At 63.1% G+C, this 20,928-nt stretch carries 13 protein-coding genes and 1 pseudogene; 2 read left to right on the top strand and 12 right to left on the bottom strand.

Features of this window, described 5'->3' with window-relative positions; all coding sequences use genetic code 11:
* Positions 1 to 2: 2 nt before the first annotated feature.
* The 4 genes from AAGW23_RS00565 to AAGW23_RS00550 are packed head-to-tail and all read right to left on the bottom strand — an operon-like array spanning position 3 to position 3,430.
* Positions 3 to 641: a hypothetical protein gene (locus AAGW23_RS00565; RefSeq protein WP_342404386.1), complete on the bottom strand. Its 639-nt coding sequence runs from the start codon at positions 639 to 641 to the stop codon at positions 3 to 5.
* Positions 638 to 1,921, bottom strand: a complete 1,284-nt coding sequence (hemL, locus tag AAGW23_RS00560) for a glutamate-1-semialdehyde 2,1-aminomutase (protein WP_342404385.1) — start codon at positions 1,919 to 1,921, stop codon at positions 638 to 640. The genes AAGW23_RS00565 and hemL overlap by 4 nt, the downstream gene beginning before the upstream one ends.
* A 60-nt stretch (positions 1,922 to 1,981) precedes the next feature.
* On the bottom strand, positions 1,982 to 2,623 hold the full coding sequence (gene thiE, locus AAGW23_RS00555; protein WP_342404384.1) for a thiamine phosphate synthase: 642 nt from the start codon (positions 2,621 to 2,623) through the stop codon (positions 1,982 to 1,984).
* Positions 2,624 to 2,635: 12 nt separating this feature from the next.
* Positions 2,636 to 3,430: a hydroxymethylpyrimidine/phosphomethylpyrimidine kinase gene (locus tag AAGW23_RS00550; RefSeq protein WP_342404383.1), complete on the bottom strand. Its 795-nt coding sequence runs from the start codon at positions 3,428 to 3,430 to the stop codon at positions 2,636 to 2,638.
* Positions 3,431 to 3,695: 265 nt separating this feature from the next.
* Between AAGW23_RS00550 and AAGW23_RS00545 the strand changes: the two are divergent.
* Both AAGW23_RS00545 and AAGW23_RS00540 read left to right on the top strand, forming a co-directional pair.
* Positions 3,696 to 5,618: pseudogene (locus tag AAGW23_RS00545) on the top strand (sensor histidine kinase); the annotation flags it as partial.
* Positions 5,619 to 5,874: 256 nt separating this feature from the next.
* Complete coding sequence (locus AAGW23_RS00540; protein ID WP_342404380.1) at positions 5,875 to 7,524, top strand: acyl-CoA dehydrogenase family protein; 1,650 nt, start codon at positions 5,875 to 5,877, stop codon at positions 7,522 to 7,524.
* A gap of 13 nt (positions 7,525 to 7,537) precedes the next feature.
* On the opposite strand, the gene AAGW23_RS00535 is transcribed toward AAGW23_RS00540, so the two are convergent.
* Genes AAGW23_RS00535 through bcsA form a run of 8 tightly spaced genes read right to left on the bottom strand, consistent with a single transcriptional unit; the run spans position 7,538 to position 20,869 of the window.
* Complete coding sequence (locus AAGW23_RS00535) at positions 7,538 to 8,677, bottom strand: alginate O-acetyltransferase AlgX-related protein (RefSeq protein WP_342404379.1); 1,140 nt, start codon at positions 8,675 to 8,677, stop codon at positions 7,538 to 7,540.
* A gap of 10 nt (positions 8,678 to 8,687) precedes the next feature.
* Entirely contained in the window at positions 8,688 to 10,103 is a 1,416-nt protein-coding gene (locus AAGW23_RS00530) for an MBOAT family O-acyltransferase (RefSeq protein WP_342404377.1), read from the bottom strand.
* 9 nt (positions 10,104 to 10,112) lie between these two features.
* Positions 10,113 to 10,781 (bottom strand): alginate O-acetyltransferase AlgF, encoded by a 669-nt coding sequence (locus AAGW23_RS00525; RefSeq protein WP_342404376.1) that lies wholly within the window; start codon positions 10,779 to 10,781, stop codon positions 10,113 to 10,115.
* On the bottom strand, positions 10,778 to 11,440 hold the full coding sequence (locus tag AAGW23_RS00520; protein WP_342404375.1) for an SGNH/GDSL hydrolase family protein: 663 nt from the start codon (positions 11,438 to 11,440) through the stop codon (positions 10,778 to 10,780). Before AAGW23_RS00520 ends, AAGW23_RS00525 begins: the two co-directional genes overlap by 4 nt.
* A 17-nt stretch (positions 11,441 to 11,457) precedes the next feature.
* Complete coding sequence (locus tag AAGW23_RS00515; RefSeq protein ID WP_342404374.1) at positions 11,458 to 15,297, bottom strand: cellulose biosynthesis protein BcsC; 3,840 nt, start codon at positions 15,295 to 15,297, stop codon at positions 11,458 to 11,460.
* Positions 15,276 to 16,475, bottom strand: coding sequence for a cellulose synthase complex periplasmic endoglucanase BcsZ (bcsZ, locus tag AAGW23_RS00510; protein WP_342404373.1), 1,200 nt, complete (start codon positions 16,473 to 16,475; stop codon positions 15,276 to 15,278). Before bcsZ ends, AAGW23_RS00515 begins: the two co-directional genes overlap by 22 nt.
* 3 nt (positions 16,476 to 16,478) lie before the next feature.
* Positions 16,479 to 18,770, bottom strand: coding sequence for a cellulose biosynthesis cyclic di-GMP-binding regulatory protein BcsB (gene bcsB, locus AAGW23_RS00505; protein WP_342404372.1), 2,292 nt, complete (start codon positions 18,768 to 18,770; stop codon positions 16,479 to 16,481).
* On the bottom strand, positions 18,767 to 20,869 hold the full coding sequence (gene bcsA, locus AAGW23_RS00500; RefSeq protein WP_342404929.1) for a UDP-forming cellulose synthase catalytic subunit: 2,103 nt from the start codon (positions 20,867 to 20,869) through the stop codon (positions 18,767 to 18,769). The genes bcsB and bcsA overlap by 4 nt, the downstream gene beginning before the upstream one ends.
* Positions 20,870 to 20,928: the final 59 nt, after the last annotated feature.

The raw sequence follows: 20,928 nt of genomic DNA, 5'->3' as shown, positions 1-20,928 counted from the left end.
TTTTATGTTGGGGCAGGGCTTTCTTCGCGCAATTTGCCGGGCAGATGAAGCAATAGCCAGGCGATGATCGGAATGGCCAGCGCCAACCACAGCTGCTGGTAGGCATGCAGCGAATACGAACTGACCAGCAGCCCACCCCAGGGCAGCAGTGCCATGAGCAAAGCACCTCCAGCCAACCCTGCTGCGGCCTGCAGGCGCGCTGGCCACTGCAGCAATCCCGCATAAACGACCAGCAGAGCACTTAGCAGACCCAGCGAAAGTGCATATGGCGCGCTCCAGCCCAGCTGTCTGGCTAGTTCGAAAAACGCACACAATCCGATCACCACCCGACCCCATGTGGGGCGGCTCCAGATCCATCTGCGCGACAGCGTGAGCGCGACTACGCCGACGAGCGGCACGCCGAGCAGCAGCGTTGCCTGCAGCAGCCAGCGCTCGGCCTCCAGCGTATCGGCACCGAGCGCCAAACGTGCCGTCGCGCATGCGCCCGTTGCGGCAGCCAGACTGAACGCCAGCAACGCGGAGAACAGCGCCGGTTGATCTGGCTCGCCGTAGCCTCGCCGTGCGCTGCCGATCCAGATGGCGCTCGCCAGCCCCGTCAGCAGCAAGAGCACGGCTTGTAGCAGATCAGGCATCAGGTTCATTTCAGCTGAGCGAAGGCGCGTTCGGCCGCATCGAAGGTGATCTGCAGTTCCTTGTCGCCATGGGCGATGGAGGTGAAGCCGGCTTCGAAGGCGCTTGGCGCCAAGTAGACGCCACCCTCGAGCATCAGGTGGAAGAAGCGCTTGAAGCGTTCGACGTCGCTGGCCATTACGTCGTCGAATGTGACGATGTTGCCTGCTTCGCTGAAGTACAGGCCAAACATCCCGCCAACCTGGGTCGTCACGAACGGGATGCCGGCAGCTTCAGCCCGCTCCTTCAGGCCCTGCAGCATGCGCGAGGTATAAGCGGTGAGTTCTTCATGAAAGCCAGGTCGGTTGATCAGCTTCAGCGTCGTCAAGCCTGCAGCCATCGCCAGCGGATTACCCGAAAGCGTGCCGGCTTGGTAGACAGGGCCGAGCGGAGCAATGCGTTCCATGATGGCGCGCTTACCGCCGAAGCAGCCGACCGGCATGCCGCCGCCGATGATCTTGCCGAAGGTGGTCAGGTCCGGGGTGACGCCATAGTGAGCCTGAGCGCCACCGAGGGCGACGCGGAAGCCAGTCATCACTTCATCGAAGATAAGCACTACGCCGTGCTTGTCGCACTCTTGGCGCAGCCCCTCCAGATAACCGGGCGCTGGCGGTACGCAATTCATGTTGCCAGCGACCGGCTCGACGATGATGCACGCCACGTCGCTGCCCCGTTCGGCCAGCATTTGTTCGACGGCCGCCAGGTCATTGAACGGCAGCGTCAGGGTGTGCTTGGCGAATGCGGCTGGTACGCCCGCAGAGCTGGGAACACCCTGGGTCAGGGCGCCGGAACCTGCCTTGACCAGCAGGCTGTCGGAATGGCCGTGGTAGCAGCCTTCAAACTTGATGATGCTGTCGCGTCCGGTATAGCCACGGGCCAGGCGGATCGCGCTCATGGTCGCCTCGGTGCCCGAGCTGACCATGCGCATCATTTGCATGGACGGCACCAGGCTGCAGACCAGCTCCGCCATTTCGGTTTCCATCGCCGTCGGTGCGCCGTAGGACAGCCCGTGTTGCAGCTGATTGCGGACGGCATCGAGTACCTCAGGGTGACCGTGGCCCAGGATCATCGGACCCCAGGAACCGACGTAATCGACGTAGCGCTTATCGTCTTCATCGGTCACGTAGGCGCCTTCAGCATGCTTGAAGAACAGCGGTGTGCCGCCCACGCTGCGAAAGGCGCGTACCGGCGAATTCACGCCACCCGGAATGCGGTTTTGGGCGCTTGCGAAGAGGGTTTCGGAACGGGACATGGGGCCTCTCTCAATACAGGAAATTTGTTGCGAAGCACGGCGATGGGAGCCGTGCGGTATTCACTTAGTGGCGAATAGCTCGCTGAAAGCCTGCGCGCGGCGCTCGACTTCGCTGGCCATATCGGCAGCGAACAGGGCGTGGACGACCGCGATCAGACTGGCCCCCTGGGCAATCAGCCCCGGCGCATTGTCCAGCGTCACGCCGCCGATCGCAGCGATCGGCACGTTGAAGCGCTGACGCGCCTCTGTCAGCAGATAAGGCGTTGCGGCGGGCGCGCCTGGTTTGGTATTGGAGTCGAAGAACCGGCCGAAAGCGATGTAGCTGGCCCCCTCACGGATCGCCTGTTCAGCCAGATCCAGACGGGCGTGACAGGTTCCGCCAATGATGGCTTTACGTCCGAGCAGGGCCCGGGCTACCGAGAGCGAGCCGTCTTCCTGGCCGAGGTGCAGCCCTACGCCCAACCGTGCAGCAAGCTCGGCGTCATCATTGATGATCAGCTCGGCTCCGTGGCGATCGCAGATTTCTCGCAGCGCTTCGGCTTCGCGCAGGCGGCGAGCATCGTCATGGGATTTGTCGCGGTATTGCAGTAGGCGAGCGCCGCCTTTCACTGCGGCTTCGGCGTAGGGTAGAAGACGTCCTTCGCCGAGAAGCTTGCTGTCGGTGATGGCGTACAGGCCGCGCAGTTTCGTGGTGTCCTTCATCGGATGGCCTCCTCAGGCCAGGTCCAGCGGCAGTCGCCGTGGAATGTATTGACCACGGCCTGGCGCTTCGGCGTCACGCAGGGTGCGCCAGGTGTAATCGAGGGCGGACTTCACGGCGCTGGCCAGGTCCTCGCCGAGGGCCAGCCTTCCGGATAGCGCACTGGCCAGGGTGCAGCCAGACCCGTGATAGTTTCCCGGCAGGCGCTGGCAGCTGAAATCGTAGCGGCTACCGTCGCGGCCATAGAGACGGTTGTGAACCTCTGTCTCGTCGCCATGGCCACCGGTGATCAGCAGGTGACGAATGAAGGGCAGCAACTTTTCCGCGCACTCATCGGCGTTGCCATTCGGGAGTTCGGCAAGAATCCGGGCTTCGGGCAGGTTCGGTGTGGCAATGGTGGACACCGGGAACAGCCGTTCACGCATGGCATAGCCGACTTCGTCCTTGCCCAGAGCGCCGCCGCCTCCGGCGCGTAGCACCGGATCACAGACCAGCGGGACGCCCGGCAGCTTCTGCATGATTTGCAGTACAGTTTCGACCATTTCCACCGACCCGAGCATGCCCAGCTTGACGGCGGCCACAGGAAGATCGGCGATCACGGCATGGGCCTGAGCCAGGACCCATTCCCGATCAAGCACACGAAAGTCGGTGACGTTGACGGTATCCTGGACGGTGAGTGCGGTTACTGCCGGGGCGGCGTGGCAGCCTTGGGCGATCAGCGCTTCGATGTCCGCCTGTAGCCCGGCACCGCCGCTCGGGTCGTGGCCGGATAGGCAGAGAACGACAGGGCGGGAGCAGTGGCCGGACATCGATGGATTCCCCGAGTCATGGTGTGGTGGATTCGGCCGGGGCTAGGCGCAGCCGGATTTCATGGCGTGCGAGCTTATCACCAATCCTGCTAGGCAGCTTGCGCCAGCACGGTTTACCACTGTCGATCTATACGTTCGTCCGCTGCCCGGATGTCGTCGATTCTGTGGCGTCAGAACCATGTTAAAGTGCCAGCACTTAGCTTCGGCTGTGTGTATTCGGGAGAACGGGGGTTCTTCTGGCGCAGCTCGACGGATTGTCTTCTTCATGCACCATATCCTCATCTTTCTGCTTGCCTTGCTTCCAGCCATCGCGGGTGCCGTCGAGTTCAGCAGCGACACTCAACGTCTTCCCTTAGGCCATATCATGGCAGTGCTAGAGGATCCAAGCGGTGACGCTACGATTGAGGAGGTGGCGGCACTTGATGAGGCTGGTCGCTTCGTCGATAACCGTGAGGATGTCCTCAATGCTGGCTATTCACGCTCGGCGTTCTGGTTGCGCGTCGATCTGGACTACCGTGCCGAGCCGACAGCCGCGCGCAACCGCTGGTGGTTGGAGCTCGCGTATCCGCCGCTCGACCATCTCGATCTTTATCTGCCAGATGACAGCGGTGGCTATCGCCTTGCCCAGCAGAGCGGCGACGCGCTGCCTTTTCACGAGCGTCAGATCAAGCAGCGCAACCATCTTTTCGAACTGCAACTGTCCCCTGGGCAACCACAGCGGATCTACCTGCGGCTCGAGAGTCAGGGTTCAATTCAAGCCCCGCTGACGCTCTGGGCGCCGGTCGCTTACCTGGAAGAGCAGTCCGGGCACGTCTATGTGCTCGCCATCATCTACGGTGTGCTGTTGGTGATGCTGTTCTACAACCTGTTCATCTACCTGAGCGTGCGTGATCGCAGTTACCTCTATTACATCCTCTACATCGCCTCGTTCGGCCTGTACCAAGTCTCGGTTAACGGCCTGGGGGTGCAGTACCTTTGGCCGAACTGGCCGTGGTGGGCCAATGCCTCGACGCCATTCCTGATCGGCGCGGCTGGACTGTTTGGCTGCCAGTTCGCGCGCAGCTTTCTGCATACCGCCGAGCACAGCCCCTGGATCGACCGCACCTTGATGCTGCTGATGGCGTTGGGCGCGGTGACGATGGTTTTATCGCTGACCTCCAGCTACGCCTTAGCGCTGCGCATGGCGACCTTCCTTGCGCTCTGGTTCATTCTGGTGATTTTTGTCGCCGCCATCGTGGCCTGGCATCGGGGGATGCGGGTGGCGCGCTATTTCCTCATCGCCTGGTCGGCATTCCTCATCGGCGGACAGATCAACACGCTGATGGTGCTGGGCTACCTGCCGCACATGTTCATTACCATGTACGCTGGCCAAATCGGTTCAGCGCTCGAGGTGGCGCTGCTGTCGCTGGCCCTGGCCGATCGGATCAATATGATGAAAGAAGAGCGGGCTCAGGTGCTGGAAGAGACTGGGCGCAAACTCGAAGCCATGAACCGCGAACTGGCCGAGAGCAACCGCCTCAAGGATCAGTTCCTCGCCAACGTCACCCATGAGCTGCGCACCCCTATGCACGGTGTGATTGGCAGTCTCGACCTGATGCGCACCCTGGAGCTGAGCGGCGAGCTCGAACAGTACCAGCGCATCGCCACCGGATCGGCGCGCGACATGATGCAGCTGGTCAATGACATTCTCGCCTTGACCGAACTGCAGGCGGGAAAATTGCGGGTGCGCAACGAGCCGTTCAGCGTACGGATGCTGGCCGATGAGCTTTATGCCGAATATGGCGCGCGTGCCGCTATGCGCGGGTTGAGCTTCGATCTCGAGCTGGATGGCCAGCTACCGGAAATGCTGATTGGCGACGCCGGCAAGCTAGAACAGAGTCTCGGTTACCTGCTCGACAACGCCATCAAATTCACCCTGCGGGGAGGGGTGACGCTTGCAGTCAAGGGCTATGAGACCACGCCCGGTTACATGCTTGATGTGACGGTGATCGATACAGGCGTTGGGTTCGACGCGCCTGTTGATGACTCGCTGTTCCAGTATTTTCGCCAACTCGATGGCAGCATGACCCGCCAGTACGGCGGGCTGGGTATCGGCCTGTCATTGTGCAAGCAGCTGGTTGAATTGCAGGGCGGCACGGTCTCCTGCCAATCCGAGCCGGGTCGCGGCAGTCGTTTTCAGGTGCTCCTGCCCGTTGAAGTGAGCTGAAAGCGCGAAACTAAGCGTCCGCTTTCCGGAGGCGGTCAGTTCTGGCCACTGCATCGCGCAGACTTTGGCCGAAACCTCACTTTTGCCCTGCATAGCAGCGTGCTTCACTTCTCTGGCGGGTGCCTTCAGACAAGACCCGCATCGGCCCGGTGATCTATTCGCGTGACAGCGGTGAATATCGCTAACCCATGGTTGCATGCCGTCGGGCCCCTTGCCGCTTCTGCCGAGGAGACCCGAGATGAGCTTGCAGCAATACGCCGAAACCCATGAGGTGCTGAATCAGGTGCCGCCGCTAAACGGTGCCAACCTGTACCGTCTCGACCTGCCGCTGCAGGATTGGGTGCGGCGATACCGCGGCGGCTGGGCCGAATCGCGCCTGGATGCTTACGGTGCATTGGCCGGTGGCCCGTTGATGGCCGCCGGATTTCTGGCCAACGAAAACAAGCCCGTTTTCAAGAGCCACGACCGCTACGGCCACCGCATCGACCTGGTGGAGTTTCATCCGGCTTACCATGAGTTGATGGGCACCGCGGTTGCTCATGGCATCCCGTCGTTGCCCTGGACCGATCCGCAGGCCGGCGCTCAGGTAGCGCGTGCCGGGTTGATGTATTTGCACAATCAGGCCGAAGCGGGCAGCAGCTGCCCGCTGACCATGACCTATGCCAGCGTGCCCGCGCTACGGCAGCAGCCTGGTCTTGCCGACGTCTGGCTACCCAAGATCCTCAGTCGCCAATATGACCCGCGTAACCTACCGATGGAGCAGAAAAGCGGCGTCACCATTGGCATGGCCATGACCGAAAAGCAGGGCGGTACCGATGTTCGCGCCAACACCACCCGTGCCCACACGGTCGGAGCCGGTGGCCCTGGCCAGCCGTACGAGCTGGTCGGGCACAAATGGTTCTGTTCGGCGCCGATGTGTGATGCTTTTCTGACACTCGCGCAGACCGACAAGGGCTTGTCGTGTTTTCTTCTGCCCCGACATCGCCCGGACGGTAGCCGTAACGGGTTCTACATCCAGCGGCTGAAGAACAAGCTGGGTAACTGGGCGAACGCCTCCAGCGAAGTGGAGTACCGCGGTGCCTTGGCCTGGATGATCGGTGAAGAAGGGCGCGGTGTACCCACCATCATCGAAATGGTGTCCTCGACACGCTTCGATTGCATGATCGGCTCCAGTTCCTTGATGCGCCAGGCGTTGACACAGGCCCTGCATCACTGTGCTCACCGTCAGGTGGGCGGTCGTGCCCTGATTGACCAGCCGCTAATGCAGAACGTGCTGGCGGACCTTGCGTTGGAAAGTGAGGCGGCGTTGGCACTGACCATGCGCATGGGCCGTGCGCTCGACCATCCTTTCGATGAACAAGAAGAAAAGTTTGCCCGGTTGGTGACGGCGATCGGCAAATACTGGATTTGCAAACGCGCTCCGGAAATGATCGCCGAGGCCAGCGAGTGCCTGGGCGGCGCCGGTTACGTCGAGGACACCATCATGCCGCGGCTCTACCGCGAGGCGCCGGTGAACTCCATTTGGGAGGGGTCTGGCAACGTGCAATGCCTTGACGTTCTGCGTGCCCTGTCCAGGGAAGCCGGTGTGCTCGATGTGTTATTCGCCGAGCTGGGTGATGGTCACGGTGATGCGAATTTGAAAGCGCACATAGACCGCCTGCAGCGGGCGTTTAGCGACAAAGACGATATCCAGTATCGCGCCCGCCAGCTTACCGAAGACGTCGCCGTCGCGCTGCAGGCCAAGCTGCTGCTCGAGGCTGGGAACGACGCAGTGTCGGATGCGTTCATCGCCAGCCGTCTACAGGGCTGTGGTCGGGTCTTCGGCACATTACCGCGTGGATTGGATATCCATGGGCTGCTGGCGCGGAGTATGCCGGTCGAGCGCTAGGCGCGTTCGGCGCTTACTCGGGCAGGATCGCGCCAGCCGGCGGCGTGTGAATATCCCTTTCGGGTATCTCCCAGATCACTAACTGCGGCGGTGTTTCGCTGAAGTCGCGGCTGTCGAAGTAGCGGGTCGCGGCGCCAGCGAACTCGCCGCCCTCCTTGGCGAAGTTACCCACTCCGGCGCCCAAGGCTTGTTCGAGGAAGGATTGGAAGTTGGAGTTCTGCGAGAACGAGGTGCCGATTAGTGCAATGTTAGGCAGTTGCGCGTCACCGAACAGGTCGTCTTCACTGAAGGCCTCGCTGGCCTCGGTCTTTGACTCGAAGTCGGTGGGGCTGACCTCTTCCTGTTCGGGCTGCAGCGCCGGCGGTAGCCAATCGAGGCCAGCCAGGCGCGGCAGGTCACCGGGGCGCGGCTGAGGTACACCGGGATCACCAACCAGGGTTTTGGCGGGACTGGGGGTCACCCCGGTTTGCTTCACCGCTGCGGCCAATGCAGCGGCGGCGGCCTGTGCACCGGCTTCGCTCCAGTGAGTATCGGTGCGAAGAAAGGCCTCGGGGCCCAGCACTGAGAGCACGGGGGTAAGGTCCAGGGTGCGGACGCCGTCCAATTGGGCCGTCCAGTCCCGGATGCGAGCCTCGAAGCGCTCCGGTCGGGGAATGCCGCACAGTGATTCTTGGGCGATACGCGATTTGTCCGGGACGATGGCGACGATCAACTGGATGCCGCGACGGGCCAAATAGTTGCGCACCGCGTGAACCTGTTCCGCCTTGCTGGCGGCGTTCGCGTCAGCCTTGGGGTGGACTTTCAACTCGTCGGCGATGAACAGCCAGCCTTCGCACCCTTTGCGCACTCGTGGGCCGAGGTCTTCGATCAGCAGCCAGCTGGCGGCACGTTCGAGGCGCGCGGCCTGCTCGGGAAAGGGCACGTTCGCGAGTTCGTCGGCGATGCGATGGGTCACTTCGCCATGGCGCAGCGCGTCCCAGGTCGGACGGCCGTCGATCAGTTCGACGCGGCCGGTATAGACCGCCCATAGGCAGGAGAGCAGGCCGCAGACGAAGAACAGCACAAGCACCACGCCGGCCAGCGGGCTCAGGCGGACGCTGAGCGCTGAGGGCGGAATGGGTGCCGGCGAGGAAGGGAGCGAAGGAGTGGTCATCAGGCCGCCCTCAGAACTGGAAATACAGGAAGGGCACGGTTTCGCGGCTGGCAATCAGCGCGAATGACAGCAGGAAGCCGAAGACCGGCCAAGTCGCGCCCAGCGTTAGGAACCAGCGATCGTTGCTCCAGCGCGCTTCGGCACGAGTCTGCCAGATCGGCAGGATAACGCAGACGACGCCGAGCATGGCGGCGACGCCGTGGGCGGGTCGCAAGGTCACTGCCAGGGCGTCGCCGAGACCGAAACTGTGCAGGCCGAACTGTCCGGCGTACATGGACAACGCACTGGCCAAATCCGGCGCGCGGAACAGCGTCCAGGCGAGGGCCACGAACAGCAGCGTCAGGGCATGGGCGGGGAGGCTGGGCATGGGGCGCAGTCCGGCCTGATCCCAGGCGCGCGCGGCACAGAGTGCCAGGCCATGCAATCCGCCCCAGAGCAGGAAATTCCAGCTGTCGCCGCCGTGCCACAGGCCGGCGATCGCCATGGTCAGGAACAGGTTGCGATAGGTGATCCACTCGCCGTTCCGGTTACCGCCCATGGGAATGTACAGGTAGTCGCGAATCCAACTGGACAGCGACAGGTGCCAGCGCCGCCAGAAATCCTGGATGCTGCGCGCCAGATAGGGTCGGTTGAAGTTCTCGGGGAAGTGGAAGCCGAGCATCAGGCCGATGCCGATGGCCATGGCGCTGTAGCCGGCGAAGTCAAAAAACAACTGCATCGAATAGGCCAGGCAGCCGATCCAGGCATCGACGAAGCTTGGCTGGTCCAGTGCGAAGGCGGTATCGGCCAGCGGTGCCAGGCTGTCGGCCACCAGCACTTTCATGCTCATGCCAATCATGAAGCGCCGGGCGCCGAGGGCGAAGTTGGTCCAGGTGACGCGACGCTGTGCCAGTTCCTCTCGTACCCAGTTGTAGCGAATGATCGGCCCCGCGATGGAGTGGCCGAACATCGATAGGTAAGTGGCGTAAGCAACGAAGCTGCGCTCGACCGGGACCACATGGCGATGCACGTCCACCATGTAGGAAATCGCCTGCAGCACGATGAAAGACAGCCCTGCTGGCAGCGCAATGTGTTGCCACTCTAGCGGCATCGCCCCCATGCCCATCAGAAGGTCACTGATCTGCCCGGCCACCATATTGGCGTACTTGTACCAGCACAGCACCAGCACGTTCAGCAAGATGAGCGCCGCGAGTACCCGCACCCTCGTCCTGCGCTGTTCGGGCAGGCGGTCTATCCACAGCCCGCCAAGCCAAGCGATGGCTGTCAGCACAATGTGCAGCAGCAGGAACATCGGGCTCAGCCAGCCATAGAAGAACCAGCTGCCGATCAGCAACACCGGGTTGCGCCAGCCTGCCGGGCTCAGGCTGTAGATCAGCACGAACGCCGGCAGGAAGAAGATCAAAAACTCAAGGGAGGCGAATACCATGTCAGTTCTTCAATTGGCCACAGTGTCCCTGGCCTGAAACAGGCGAGATCCATTTGCAGACGGCGCCAGCATGACGCTGTAGCGCTCGCCGGCTTCCAACTGGCCGAGCGCCAGCGGCTCACCCACCGGCTGACCGCCACACAGCAGTTGCACTGACAGGTTCAGCGGATTGATCAGCCGCCGCTGGAAACCGTCGAGTTCGACTGCCTTGAAGATCGCCACATCGCGTCCGGCGGCGTTCAAGGTGGCGTTCTCGCAGCTGCCGTCGAGGTTGTAGAACGCCAGTGAAGCCTTGAGCGCGCTGAAGTCGTCCGCCTGTTCACGGACCACGCGCACTTCCATTGCCTCGCCCGGGCCTGCGAGGCCGACTACTGTGACGAATTCGCCGGGCTCCACGGTGACGTCCAGTGCATGCTGCTGCTTACCGCGGGTCAACGTGCCCTGCACGGGCTTGCCGGCTGGCACCACCAGAAAATTCGAGGCGGCGCTGTCGCCGTCCAGCGCCAGGGTGGCCCCGGAACCGGCGGCCACTAGCTCCAGCGTGCCGGATGAGGCGTTGACGAATCGCAGAAAGGCCGAGTCTTCACTCGGACCGGTGGGGTACAGGGGGATCGAGGCTGCCAGCGCAGACAGCGGCGCTGCGGCCAGCAAAGCGGTCAACAGGCGCGAGTGGATCATTTCTTCGCCCCTTTGGCAGCAAGGGCTTCGGACGGCAGTTTGGCGATGGCATCGGCAATGCCCGCACCCCAGCTCTTGTAGCCGGCGACGGTGAAGTGCTGGCCATCCGTGGTCTGCCATTGCCCCGGCTTGGCCATCTTCAGCGAGTCTACGTAAGTGCAAGGCGCCACGTTGGCTTCGAGGAATTTCGACATCAGCTGAGTGCGCGAGTCGTTCTTCTTGTACATGCCACCCTCCTTGCCCCAGGCCGGCCCGACCCACACGCACTTGGTGCCGGTGGCGGCGATGGCCTTGGTCAGGTTGGTGACGCTCTGCCAGGCCCAGGCCTTGGGAAAGGCGGACTTGTCGTAGGAAGCCATGGTGTCGGCGATCACCAGCACCACCACGTCGGGCTTTTCCTTGGCGATGAGGTCCTTGATGGGAGTCGTAGTGGCTTCGCGTCCCTTGATCAGCAGCTTGCCACTGCCCTGTTGTTCGGCGCCGCAATCGACCTTCTTGGTGGTTAGCCAGTCCGCGGCGCTGGCACCACAGGCACCGATCGAATGGACCTGTGCGCCTTTGGCCACCAGGGCAGCGTTGAGTGGCTCAATCAGGTGATTTTGCAGGCTCATGTGGCTTTCGCCGAGAACGAGCAGGGTAAGGCCGGCAAGAACGGACATAGGTGGCTCCTGAGGAATCAGTGGGCGTAAGGAGAGGTGTAGGGGCTGACCGGCAATGCCATTGGCCCGGTCTGGTCTTCAAAGAGGTAACGCAGGTACAAACCGGTGCTCCACTGGCGATAATCCTGGGCGTTGTCGAGCCCAAGATGTCCGCCGAGGACAAAGTTCGAAGCCATGCGGTACTCGCCGGCGCCGTACAGGCTGTAGCCGAGACTGGTCTCGCTGCTGCCGGCATGCACGGCTGGTCGCCCGAGGACGGCAGAGGCTGAGGCCTGCATAGTCGGGTCGTTTGGGAAGTAGTCGGCATCATCCTGATCGATGAACTGCACGCCGACCGACCCTTTGAGGTGGTAGCTGAATCGGGCATAACGCTGCGACCAGGACACTGGCAGGCTCAGCGCGAAAAACGTCTGCGGGCTGAAATAGCCTCCATGGCCGTAGGTGTAATAGCCCTGGTTTTCGGAGTAGCCGAACGCGGTGCTGCTGACGCCGAGCGTGAGTTTCTCGTCTTCTGTATTATTCAGGTACCAGTACACACCGCCGCCGAGTTCGGCACGGTTGTTGTCGCTGACGTTATTGCCCTTGAGCACGTGGGCGGCGGCGTAGCCATAGGCGCCCACTGTGCCATCGTCGTAGCCAAGCTCGCCGCGTATGCCATTGGCGGTCACTCCGCCCCATTGCTGGCCGGTGCGCTTGTCTTCGGTGCCGGCGAAGGACAGCACGCTGTCGGTCACGGCACGGCGCGATGCGCCCGCCTTCCAGTGTGCGTTGCCAGCCGAGCCGATCGGCCGTTCGAGGCTGACGCCTCCCACCGTGGTGTCGTAGAGGAAGCCGAGCGGGGTGGTGCCGAGGTCGGCCTTCAGGCCAGTGCCCTCATCGGTGTAGGCGACGCCGATCCCGACGCCGCTGGCCTTCTGCGAGCCGGGCGAGTCAGTGGAGGCGAGTGGGCCTGCGCCAAAGCGACTGCGGGCGTCTTCGTCGACGCCCGATGCATTGAGTGCCACGGGCGTTACACGCACCGCAACGCGGCCGTTGCCGACGGGCAGGTTGGCTTCTGCGGGTGCCTCGATGCGGGTCAGGCGACCAAGGCCCGATTCACTGTCGTTGCCCGAAACCTGCAGCCCCTGCACCAGGTAGGGACTGCGTGCCTCGGTTATCTCCGCCAGTGCCCGGGCAGCGGGGCTCAGGTTGGCACGCGGATCGACCGGCGTTGGCGGTACGGCAAAGGGATTGCCCGCCACAAAGGCCTGGCTGTCCAGCTGGCCCGTCGCGCCTGCCAATACGTCCGGCGCGGAGGTCACCGGAGCCAGCGGGTCGGTCGATTGCAGGCGCTGTCCCGTCTGGCCTGGCAGCCCAACGAAGGGGTTGGTGCTGCCCCGCTGGGCCGTGGTGGCGGCGTAGGCGGCCTGCTCCTGGCGTTGCTCCTGCGCGACCACGCGTTTGAGCAGCTCCGCGGCCTGCTTTGTCTTGCCTTGGCGGCGGTAGAGGTTCGCCGCCGAAGTGAGCACTTCTGCGTCGGCAGGGGCAAGGCGAAGCGCCTGCTGGATCGCTTGGTCGGCGAACCCGTGGTCACCCGTCTGGGTGGCCGCTTCGGCGGCACCTAGCTGTAGCCGTGCGTCGTCAGGGGTGCGCTGCAGCAGAGGGCGGTAAAGGTCGAGGGCTTTGGCCGGCGTACCGCCATCGGTATACATGCGCGCCAAGGCCGAGTTGGCCAGCGCATCCTGCGGGCGCGCGGTCAGGGCCGGTGCAAGCATGTCGTAAGCGGCTACCAGATCGCCCTTTTCGCGAAGCCGGTCAGCCTGGCGCACACGGTAGATGTGCAGCAGGTCGTCGTATTGGCGGCGTTGTGCAGCGTCAAGCGGTTCGGCCTGCAGTGAACGCATCAGCGAAGCCGCTTCGGCATCCTGATCGGCGCTGAGCAGCACGCCGATGTACTGCAATGTCAGGCCATTGTTGCGGCCGGGACTGCGGGCCAGCAGATCACGCATCATCGTCATCGCCCGCACCGGGTCACCGGCGTCGGCGTAGGCCTGCGCCAGTGCCGTCTGGCGTTCGGGCCGCCCCTGCGCCAGCGGTTCGGTGCGCGCGAGGAAGACCCTGGCATCCTGCTTGCGGCCGGCAGCGGACAGTTGACTGATTTGTTGCAGCTGCAGCTGAAAGGTCGTGTCGCTGGTCAGCTGCTGAATATCGGCGGTGCGCGCGGATACGGGGATTCGCCGCAGCGCTTCGTCTGCCTTCTGCCATTCTCCGAGTTCTGCAGAGAGCAGGGCACTGACATACAGTGCCTGAGGATCGTCGGGGTTGGATGTCAGTAGGCCGTCGATCAGCGACCGCGCTTCGGGAACGGCGCCTAATTGCAGGTAGATACGCGCGAGCGCAAAGCGTGCCCAGGCATTGTTCGGATCGTGCTGAAGGGCTTGCTCAAGCTCCCGCCGCGCGGTGGCCTGATCGCCTTTGGCCTCGGCGATGCGGGCGCGCTGCAGTGACTGGTTTGCCCTTAGCTCGCCGAGATTGCCCAAGGCCTCACGGCTTTCGGTGGGGAGCTGGTCGATCAAGGTCAGCGCTTCTTCGGTGCGCCCGGACTGCATCATGGTATCGATCAGACCGCGCTGGGCTTCAGCGTCGGCGGGCTTGCGTCGCAGCACCTGCCGGTAGTCCGCTTCGGCCTGGACGAAATTGCCGCCGACTAGATGGACGTTGGCTCGCTGGCGCAGACCTTCCGGGTTGTTGGGTTGCAGCGCGATGGCCTGCTGCACCAAAGCCAGGGCGGTGTCATCCGAGGCCTGACGACTACTGTCGAGCAGCCGCCAATAACGCACTTCGTTCAGCGCTTTCCTCCAGTTGCCGCCACGCGGTTGGCGCACCGCTTTCATCAGCAGGAATTCGGCGTCTTCGAGCTTGTCCTGCTGCTGGCGGACCACGCCCAGGCCTCCGAGTGCATCGGGGTCGTTGGGCTTGGCCTTGAGGCGTTTGGCGAAGGCTTGCTCGGCGCCCGCCAGGTCCTTTCGGTCGAGTGCGGCCAGGCCTCGTGCAACGTCCGGGTCGGGCTTCCACGCGGCTGGCTTGGCCGGGGCTTGGCGGGCCTTGACCAGTAGCGTGCGGATTTCGGCGTCGTCCGGATGGGCCTTCAGGTACTGTTGAAACAGGGGGGCATCGGCCGGCTTCGGCTCGCCGATCCAGGTCAGCGCCAAGCGCCAGCCTTCTTCGGCATAGCCCTGGATATCTTCGCGCGCCGTCAGTTTGGCCAATGCTCGGATGCCTTCTGAGCGTGTCGCTTCACGGCGGGCTAGGTGCTGGGCGAGGAACAGCGCCGCAATCGAGTCGTCCGGCCGTTCGCGTACCAGTCGCTCCAGGCCGGATCGTGCCTCGGTCCAGTGCTTATCCAGGAAGCCGAGGTTGTTGTAGAACTCGCGGGCGATCAGCCCTTGCGGCTCACGGTCGCCCAGCAACTGACGATAGTGCTGGGCGGCTTGTGCCCGCTCACCATTGTCGACCAGCAGGCGGGCCTCTTCGAGCGCCTCGCGATTGACCGAGCTGGAGAGGTGAATATCCTGCTCCAGCTGCAACGCTTGGCGGGGCAGCGGTTCGACCGCCTGAAGCCGCTCGAGATAGTGGCTCGCCTGCGTTGTATTGCCCTTGTCCAACGCAATGGCACCCAGGCCGTAGAGCGCGTCGACCTGAGCTGCATCCAGTTCCAGCAGACGGTTCCAGGCCTCAGCGGCCCGCTCGGGCTTCTCCTTGGCCTGCCAGAAATGGCCTTGCTGGATCAGCAACTGCTGCGGGTCGTTCTGCGCGAGCGCTGCCGGTTGGCCGAGCGCCGCGAGCAGGCCAAGGGTCAGCGCGTGGTATCTGAACATGCGGTGTTCCAGAGAGGTTGCAGGTTGCCGTCTGCGGCAAACCGGTAGTGGCCGTCAGCCCAGCCGAGGCCGAACAAACTGAGCATGTAGTTGTAATACACCGGCGGGCCCTGATCGGCGGGGGCGGCGAGCGCCTTCTCGAGCCCTTGGCGGGCACGCTTCGCCTGGTGTTCGGCCAACCGAGTCTTGCCCTTGGCGGACAGGTAGGGTACGAGGGCAGCGGAGAAGCCGAAGGGGGCATCGCCTTCGGCTTCTCCGCTGGCGACCTCGACGTGCTCGGGCGGAACGCCTCGGGTCCGGGTGGCTGGCTCCATGCCGTGCAGGGCTTGCAACGAGGGTGAGGCCAGTGGGTCGGCTGCCGAGGTCATTCCGGCCCAAAGGTACACGCGGATGGCATCGTAGCTGCCGACGCCCCCTTTGAATGGATCGATCTCGAAGCGTCCCTCCCCAGTCTCGTCGACGCGATAGCTCAGCCAATCTGCGGCGAAGCCGTGGGGGGTCGTGCGTTGCAGGACGACGGTGCTGGCCTCTGCGATGTTTGACCAGGGGCCGGCCGGTTGCTCGGCGGCCAGTCGGCGCAGCAGCGGCAGGGGCTGGTAGCTCGGGTTCAAGCGCCAGAGCCGCTCCTCGGAATGCTCGAACCCCACCGGGCCGGGCAGCAGCATGGTGCCAAGACCTGGCAGATCGGCGGTTTCCTGGGCGATAACGTTTGCCAGGAGCTGATGGGCTTCGGCGCGGTAATCGGGGCGGCCCCAAAGACGTGATGCCTCGAGCAACGCATAGGCGAACCACAGGTCGGCATCCGAGGCGGCGTTAGTGTCCTGGCGTTGCCAAACGCCATCCTTGCCCTTGCCCCATAGCCACGCCGGCAACTGGTGGTCGAGGTCGTTGCCAGCGAGGTTCTCAACGCTCCAGCGCCAGATGCGCTCGAACCGGTCACGATCGTTTGCGACCAGCGAAAAGAACAACGCGTACGACTGGCCTTCAGAGCTGCTGTGGTGCGGCTCGAGGGAGGATTCGAGCACTCTGCCGTCGGCCTGCACCCAGCGCTCGGCAAACTGCTCCCACATCGGCCACTGGGGCTGGCACTGATCCGCCCCTGCCGGTATTGCTACCGGCAGGGTGATGACCAACATGGTCAGGGCCAGGGCCACAGACTGGTGGACGGATCCAGGCATGCTTCAGCCTTCCAGCCGACGTCGCGCCTTGGCGCGAAGAACTACGTAGAACACCAGGCTCAGCAGTGCCACGGCCAGTCCGGTGGCCAGCAACATCATGATCACACTGCCCGAGAGCAACCACTGCAGGTACTTGAACCAGCCCAGCTTGCCGACATAGTAGGTTTCCTCGGCGACCAGCGAGTCGACGCGGCTGCCGTTGACCACTGCCAGGCTGCCCTCGATGCTGCCTTCGTACTGCTCGCCACCGATCAGCGCATCGGTCAGTTCACTCAGCGCAGCGGGGGCCGCACTCGCCAGTACCACAACGCTGCGGCCTGGATTAACGGGCGACTCGAAGCCGGCGAAGAAACTGCGTGTACGGTCGCCAGCCAGCGAAATGCTGGTCCGAGCGCCGCGGTGGTTGACGTCCGGATCGGGACTGAGCCAGTCGCGCATGCGCCAAGTCAGGTCCGACAGCTCAAACCGCTGCGTGGTGCCGCTCACCGCTGCCGGCAAATACTCGCCCCAAGCATCCAGCACTGGCAGCGAGTCATTGCCTGAGATGATCAGGACGTCTTTGTCGCGCAGTTGTTCAGGGTCTGCACCATCGGTTACCCGCACCGCTGAAGCGGGGTAGCCGGTGGATTCGCCAAAGCGACCGAGCACGGTCAGGTAGGCGGCGATTTCTTCCTGCGAGGGGGTAGATGCAAGCACTACAGCGGTTTCCGACAGGTCGGCCAGGCGGGTGAAGGGGAATCCGCTGCCTTGGAACACGCCGAGGTTTGGCATCGCAATGAAATGCTTATAGGGGCTCAGATCCAGGTAGGAGTCAGGCTCGATGCTGCCGCGCATGTTGTCGATGATGATGTCGCGGCACTCACCCTGCTTGATGAAGTCGTACATGAAGCGGAATTCGAGGGTCGAATTCAGTGGGAGGTTGGTCAGCGGCAGGTCGATATCCGTCTCGCGCAGCAGGCTGTCGTCGCTCTTAAGCAAGTCCAGCAAGCCCTGGTCATCGCCAAGCCTTTCCACTGAAGGCAGTGGCAGTGACTTGAGGTATTTTCCGTTTGCGCTGACCAGGAGCGAAGAGTTGGTCGACACCGGCTGGGGCGTATAGCGGTAGCGCAGCTTGAGCGTCGGGCTTTCCTCATCCCAGCCGAACAGGTCGGGGGGCAGGCGCACTGGAATGGAAATGGTGCCTGGGTCGTAGCCCGAGACACTGAGCGCCTTGTTGGCGACCAGTTCGCCGATACTCACCGGGCGGCCGCTGGGCAGCCAGTTGGGGGCATCGTAGGGCTGGCGCGGCGCGAGGCTGACGACGTTCTCCACGGTCAATCGCTCGCCGGCCAACGTCTGGCTGCCAAGCGCCAGCACCGATGCCGCTTCCTTAAGCTGTGAGCTATCCGCACCGGCCACGACCAACAGCTTGCCGTATGGGTCATTGGGGTTGTCGGTCATTGCCAGGGTTGGCTTGGTGACTTCCGCTACACCGAGTAACTGGGCCGCAGCGGCGCCAGTGGCCAGCACAACGGCGTGGCCTGCGTCAGGCAGTTCGGCGATGCTCACCGGGAACCGGGCGGTGCGATAGCTAGCCAGGGCGCCGAACCAGGAAGACAGCGTGCCTGCAGCCTCAAGTTGGGTCGCGTTCGGCTCGCTCATGAACACAAACGGCAGACTCAGGGCGCGGGCATCGCGGCGATCAAAGAATGGCTGTGGGAGCCGACCGAGGTCGTTGGGGACCGCCAGGGGTGTGGTCTCGATGGTGAGGGTGCTGCGGTTGCTGACCTTGGCCCACAGGCTGGTGTGCTTGGGGTCTTCGCAGGCCATGGTGTAATGACCGATGAGCTGGAGGCTGAGGCGATTGAACTCGGTGATCAGGTGCGGTGGGATTTCCACCAGCTGCTGCTGACGCGTGCCTGCGCTTTCGGTTGGCAGCATCAGGGTCGCGGCAACCTCATCGTTGACCAACACATTGAGCTGCGAAAGATCTGGCAGCAGGGCAGGCGAGTAGCTGTAGTCGAGCTGCAGACGAGCGCCGGTCACGACTTGGTCAGCGCGTACGTCAAAATTGACGCTGTCGATGCCTTCGATACCGCGCAGGTTCATCGGGTAATTGGCGCCGAGCTGGCGCAGGGTCAGCTGCTGACTGTTGGCGGCATTGCTCGCTGCGCTCAGCTCTACCGACTCGGATGCGGCGGTTTCAGGATCGGCGCTCTGTGCATGCGTCGACAGTGCCAGCGTACTGGTCATGACGGCCAAGAGAACGGTGATGGAGCGGCGCAACGGGAAGTCGACCTGCTTGCGGAGATTCATGTGTTCCTCGGGGCAATTACCGGACCGGAAACCTTTTCGGCGCGGCGAAGCTGAATTTCTTCGAGAGTGGCTTTGTTGAGTTGGCGTATCCCGCGAATGCCGACGCGCGAGACATCGCGCAGAGCGCTCAATGGCGTGTCCGCCCGGCTGTTGCCCCAGGCGTCCGCCCAGATGTCGGCGCGACTGAACGTCAGTTGGGCCAGCTCGTATTGCTGTGCGGTGGTCAGCTGGTTGAAGTGCAGGCCGATGGTCTGGTCACGGCTGAACACCACGGTCGCAGGAAACGAGGTTTCGTAATCATCGAGATAGAGAGAGGCGTCGACCGTCGCTCCGCGCGGCACGGTTACCCCTGCCGGCAACTGAATGCCAATACCGCGCTGTGAGAAATCAACCGTATGGCAGGCGATGGTATAGCCGTCGCCCAGTGCCAAGGTTGCGTTGATCTTGGCATTGACCCTTGGCTCGGCGCGCATCTGGCGGCTTTCGCTGGCCACGGCTACTGCCGCGCTGGTGATGATGACGTTGTACAGCGTCCAGGCCAGGTTGATGACTAGCGTGGAGGCACTGGCATCGGCGTCGAATGCCAGCTTGCCCAGCCCGACCGCAAGACCAAGCAGGTTCAGGCCCAGCACCACAATGTATGGACGCGCCATCTTCCAGTCGAAGTAGCCTCGGTCGATGACCCCGCCCTTCGCTGTGACGTTGAATTTGCCGAGCTTGGGGTTGACCAGCGCCAGCAGCACCGGCGGCATGATGTACCAGGCCAGCACGGTCTCGTATACCTCATTCCAGAACGAGTGACGGAAGCGGCCCTGAATCGCGGAGTTGGTAATGCTGGCATGCAGGATGTGCGGTAGCGCATAGGCTGTAATCATCAACGCCGAGGCTTGAAACACCTCCGCTTCAAAGAACAGATAGGACAGCGGGGCCGTGAGGAACACGAGACGCGGCAGGCCATAGAAGAAATGCAGCATGGCATTGACGTAGCACAGGCGTTGGCCAATCTTTAGTCCGCGCCCGAGTAATGGGTTGTCGGTGCGGAATATTTGCGCCATGCCACGCGCCCAGCGGATGCGCTGACCGATATGCCCCGACAGGCTCTCGGTGGCGAGGCCCGCTGCCTGGGGGATGGCCAGATAAGCGGTGTTGTAGCCCAGACGGCTCAGCTTCAATGCGGTATGGGCGTCCTCTGTGACTGTTTCCACTGCGACGCCGCCGACTTCCTCCAGTGGGGCGCGCCGCAGGATGGCGCAGGAGCCGCAGAAGAAAGTAGCGTTCCACAGGTCATTGCCGTCCTGTACCAGACCGTAGAACAGCTCGCCTTCGTTAGGTACCGCGCGGAAAGTGTCGAGGTTTTTTTCGAACGGGTCGGGCGAGAAGAAATGGTGTGGGGTCTGCAGCAGCGCAAGCTTCGGGTCCTTGAGGAACCAGCCGATGCCGATCTGCAGAAAGGAGCGGGTCGGGACATGGTCGGCGTCGAAGATGGCGACGTACTCGCCGTCGGTCTGCTTGAGCGCCCAGTTCAGGTTGCCGGCCTTGGCGTGGAAATTGTTCGGCCGAACGATATAGCCGATGCCGACTTCCTCGCAGAACTGCCGAAAGGAGTCGCGGCGGCCATCATCGAGCACGTGCACGCGGAGCTTGTCTTTCGGCCAGTCGATCATGTGGGCGGCGATGGCGGTGAGACGCACGATCTCCAGCGGCTCGTTATAGGTCGGGATAAAGACATCGACCGTCGGCCACTGGCTGCGGTCTGCCGGTAAGGGCAATGGCTTACGCTGCAACGGCCAGGCGGTCTGCAGGTAGCCGAACAGCAGCACTGTCAGGGCATAGAGTTCGGCTAGCAGCAGGCCATAGCCGAACACCGCATCGAGCGGGTTCTCGAAGCCCAGCGAGGACGTCAGCCGCCAGTACATGTAGCGCAGCGAGGCAATCACCGACAGGGTGATCATGCCAATCTTCACCCATTGGTGGTTACGCTTGCGCAGCAGCAGCACGGCAGCCAGGCAAAAGGCGGAGAACAACAGCTGTGCGTGCAGGTCGAGCGGTGCGGCCACGACTGGTATGAGCAGCGCCAAGCCTATGGTTGCCAGCAGCATGCTGCCCAGGCGACCGGTCAGCCAGCGCTGATCGCCGAGGGCTTGCAGCCTTGTCACTA

This window comes from Stutzerimonas chloritidismutans, from assembly GCF_038562055.1.
Taxonomy (GTDB): Bacteria; Pseudomonadota; Gammaproteobacteria; order Pseudomonadales; family Pseudomonadaceae; genus Stutzerimonas; species Stutzerimonas chloritidismutans_A.
This window is presented reverse-complemented; position numbering and strand designations above follow the sequence as displayed.

Bases quoted from the DNA above. Each gene is read 5' to 3' on its own strand.
- AAGW23_RS00565 (WP_342404386.1), bottom strand. From the start codon at position 641: ATGAACCTGATGCCTGATCTGCTACAAGCCGTGCTCTTGCTGCTGACG.
- hemL (WP_342404385.1), bottom strand. From the start codon at position 1,921: ATGTCCCGTTCCGAAACCCTCTTCGCAAGCGCCCAAAACCGCATTCCG.
- thiE (WP_342404384.1), bottom strand. From the start codon at position 2,623: ATGAAGGACACCACGAAACTGCGCGGCCTGTACGCCATCACCGACAGC.
- AAGW23_RS00550 (WP_342404383.1), bottom strand. From the start codon at position 3,430: ATGTCCGGCCACTGCTCCCGCCCTGTCGTTCTCTGCCTATCCGGCCAC.
- AAGW23_RS00540 (WP_342404380.1), top strand. From the start codon at position 5,875: ATGAGCTTGCAGCAATACGCCGAAACCCATGAGGTGCTGAATCAGGTG.
- AAGW23_RS00535 (WP_342404379.1), bottom strand. From the start codon at position 8,677: ATGACCACTCCTTCGCTCCCTTCCTCGCCGGCACCCATTCCGCCCTCA.
- AAGW23_RS00530 (WP_342404377.1), bottom strand. From the start codon at position 10,103: ATGGTATTCGCCTCCCTTGAGTTTTTGATCTTCTTCCTGCCGGCGTTC.
- AAGW23_RS00525 (WP_342404376.1), bottom strand. From the start codon at position 10,781: ATGATCCACTCGCGCCTGTTGACCGCTTTGCTGGCCGCAGCGCCGCTG.
- AAGW23_RS00520 (WP_342404375.1), bottom strand. From the start codon at position 11,440: ATGTCCGTTCTTGCCGGCCTTACCCTGCTCGTTCTCGGCGAAAGCCAC.
- AAGW23_RS00515 (WP_342404374.1), bottom strand. From the start codon at position 15,297: ATGTTCAGATACCACGCGCTGACCCTTGGCCTGCTCGCGGCGCTCGGC.
- bcsZ (WP_342404373.1), bottom strand. From the start codon at position 16,475: ATGCCTGGATCCGTCCACCAGTCTGTGGCCCTGGCCCTGACCATGTTG.
- bcsB (WP_342404372.1), bottom strand. From the start codon at position 18,770: ATGAATCTCCGCAAGCAGGTCGACTTCCCGTTGCGCCGCTCCATCACC.
- bcsA (WP_342404929.1), bottom strand. From the start codon at position 20,869: ATGCTGCTGGCAACCATAGGCTTGGCGCTGCTCATACCAGTCGTGGCC.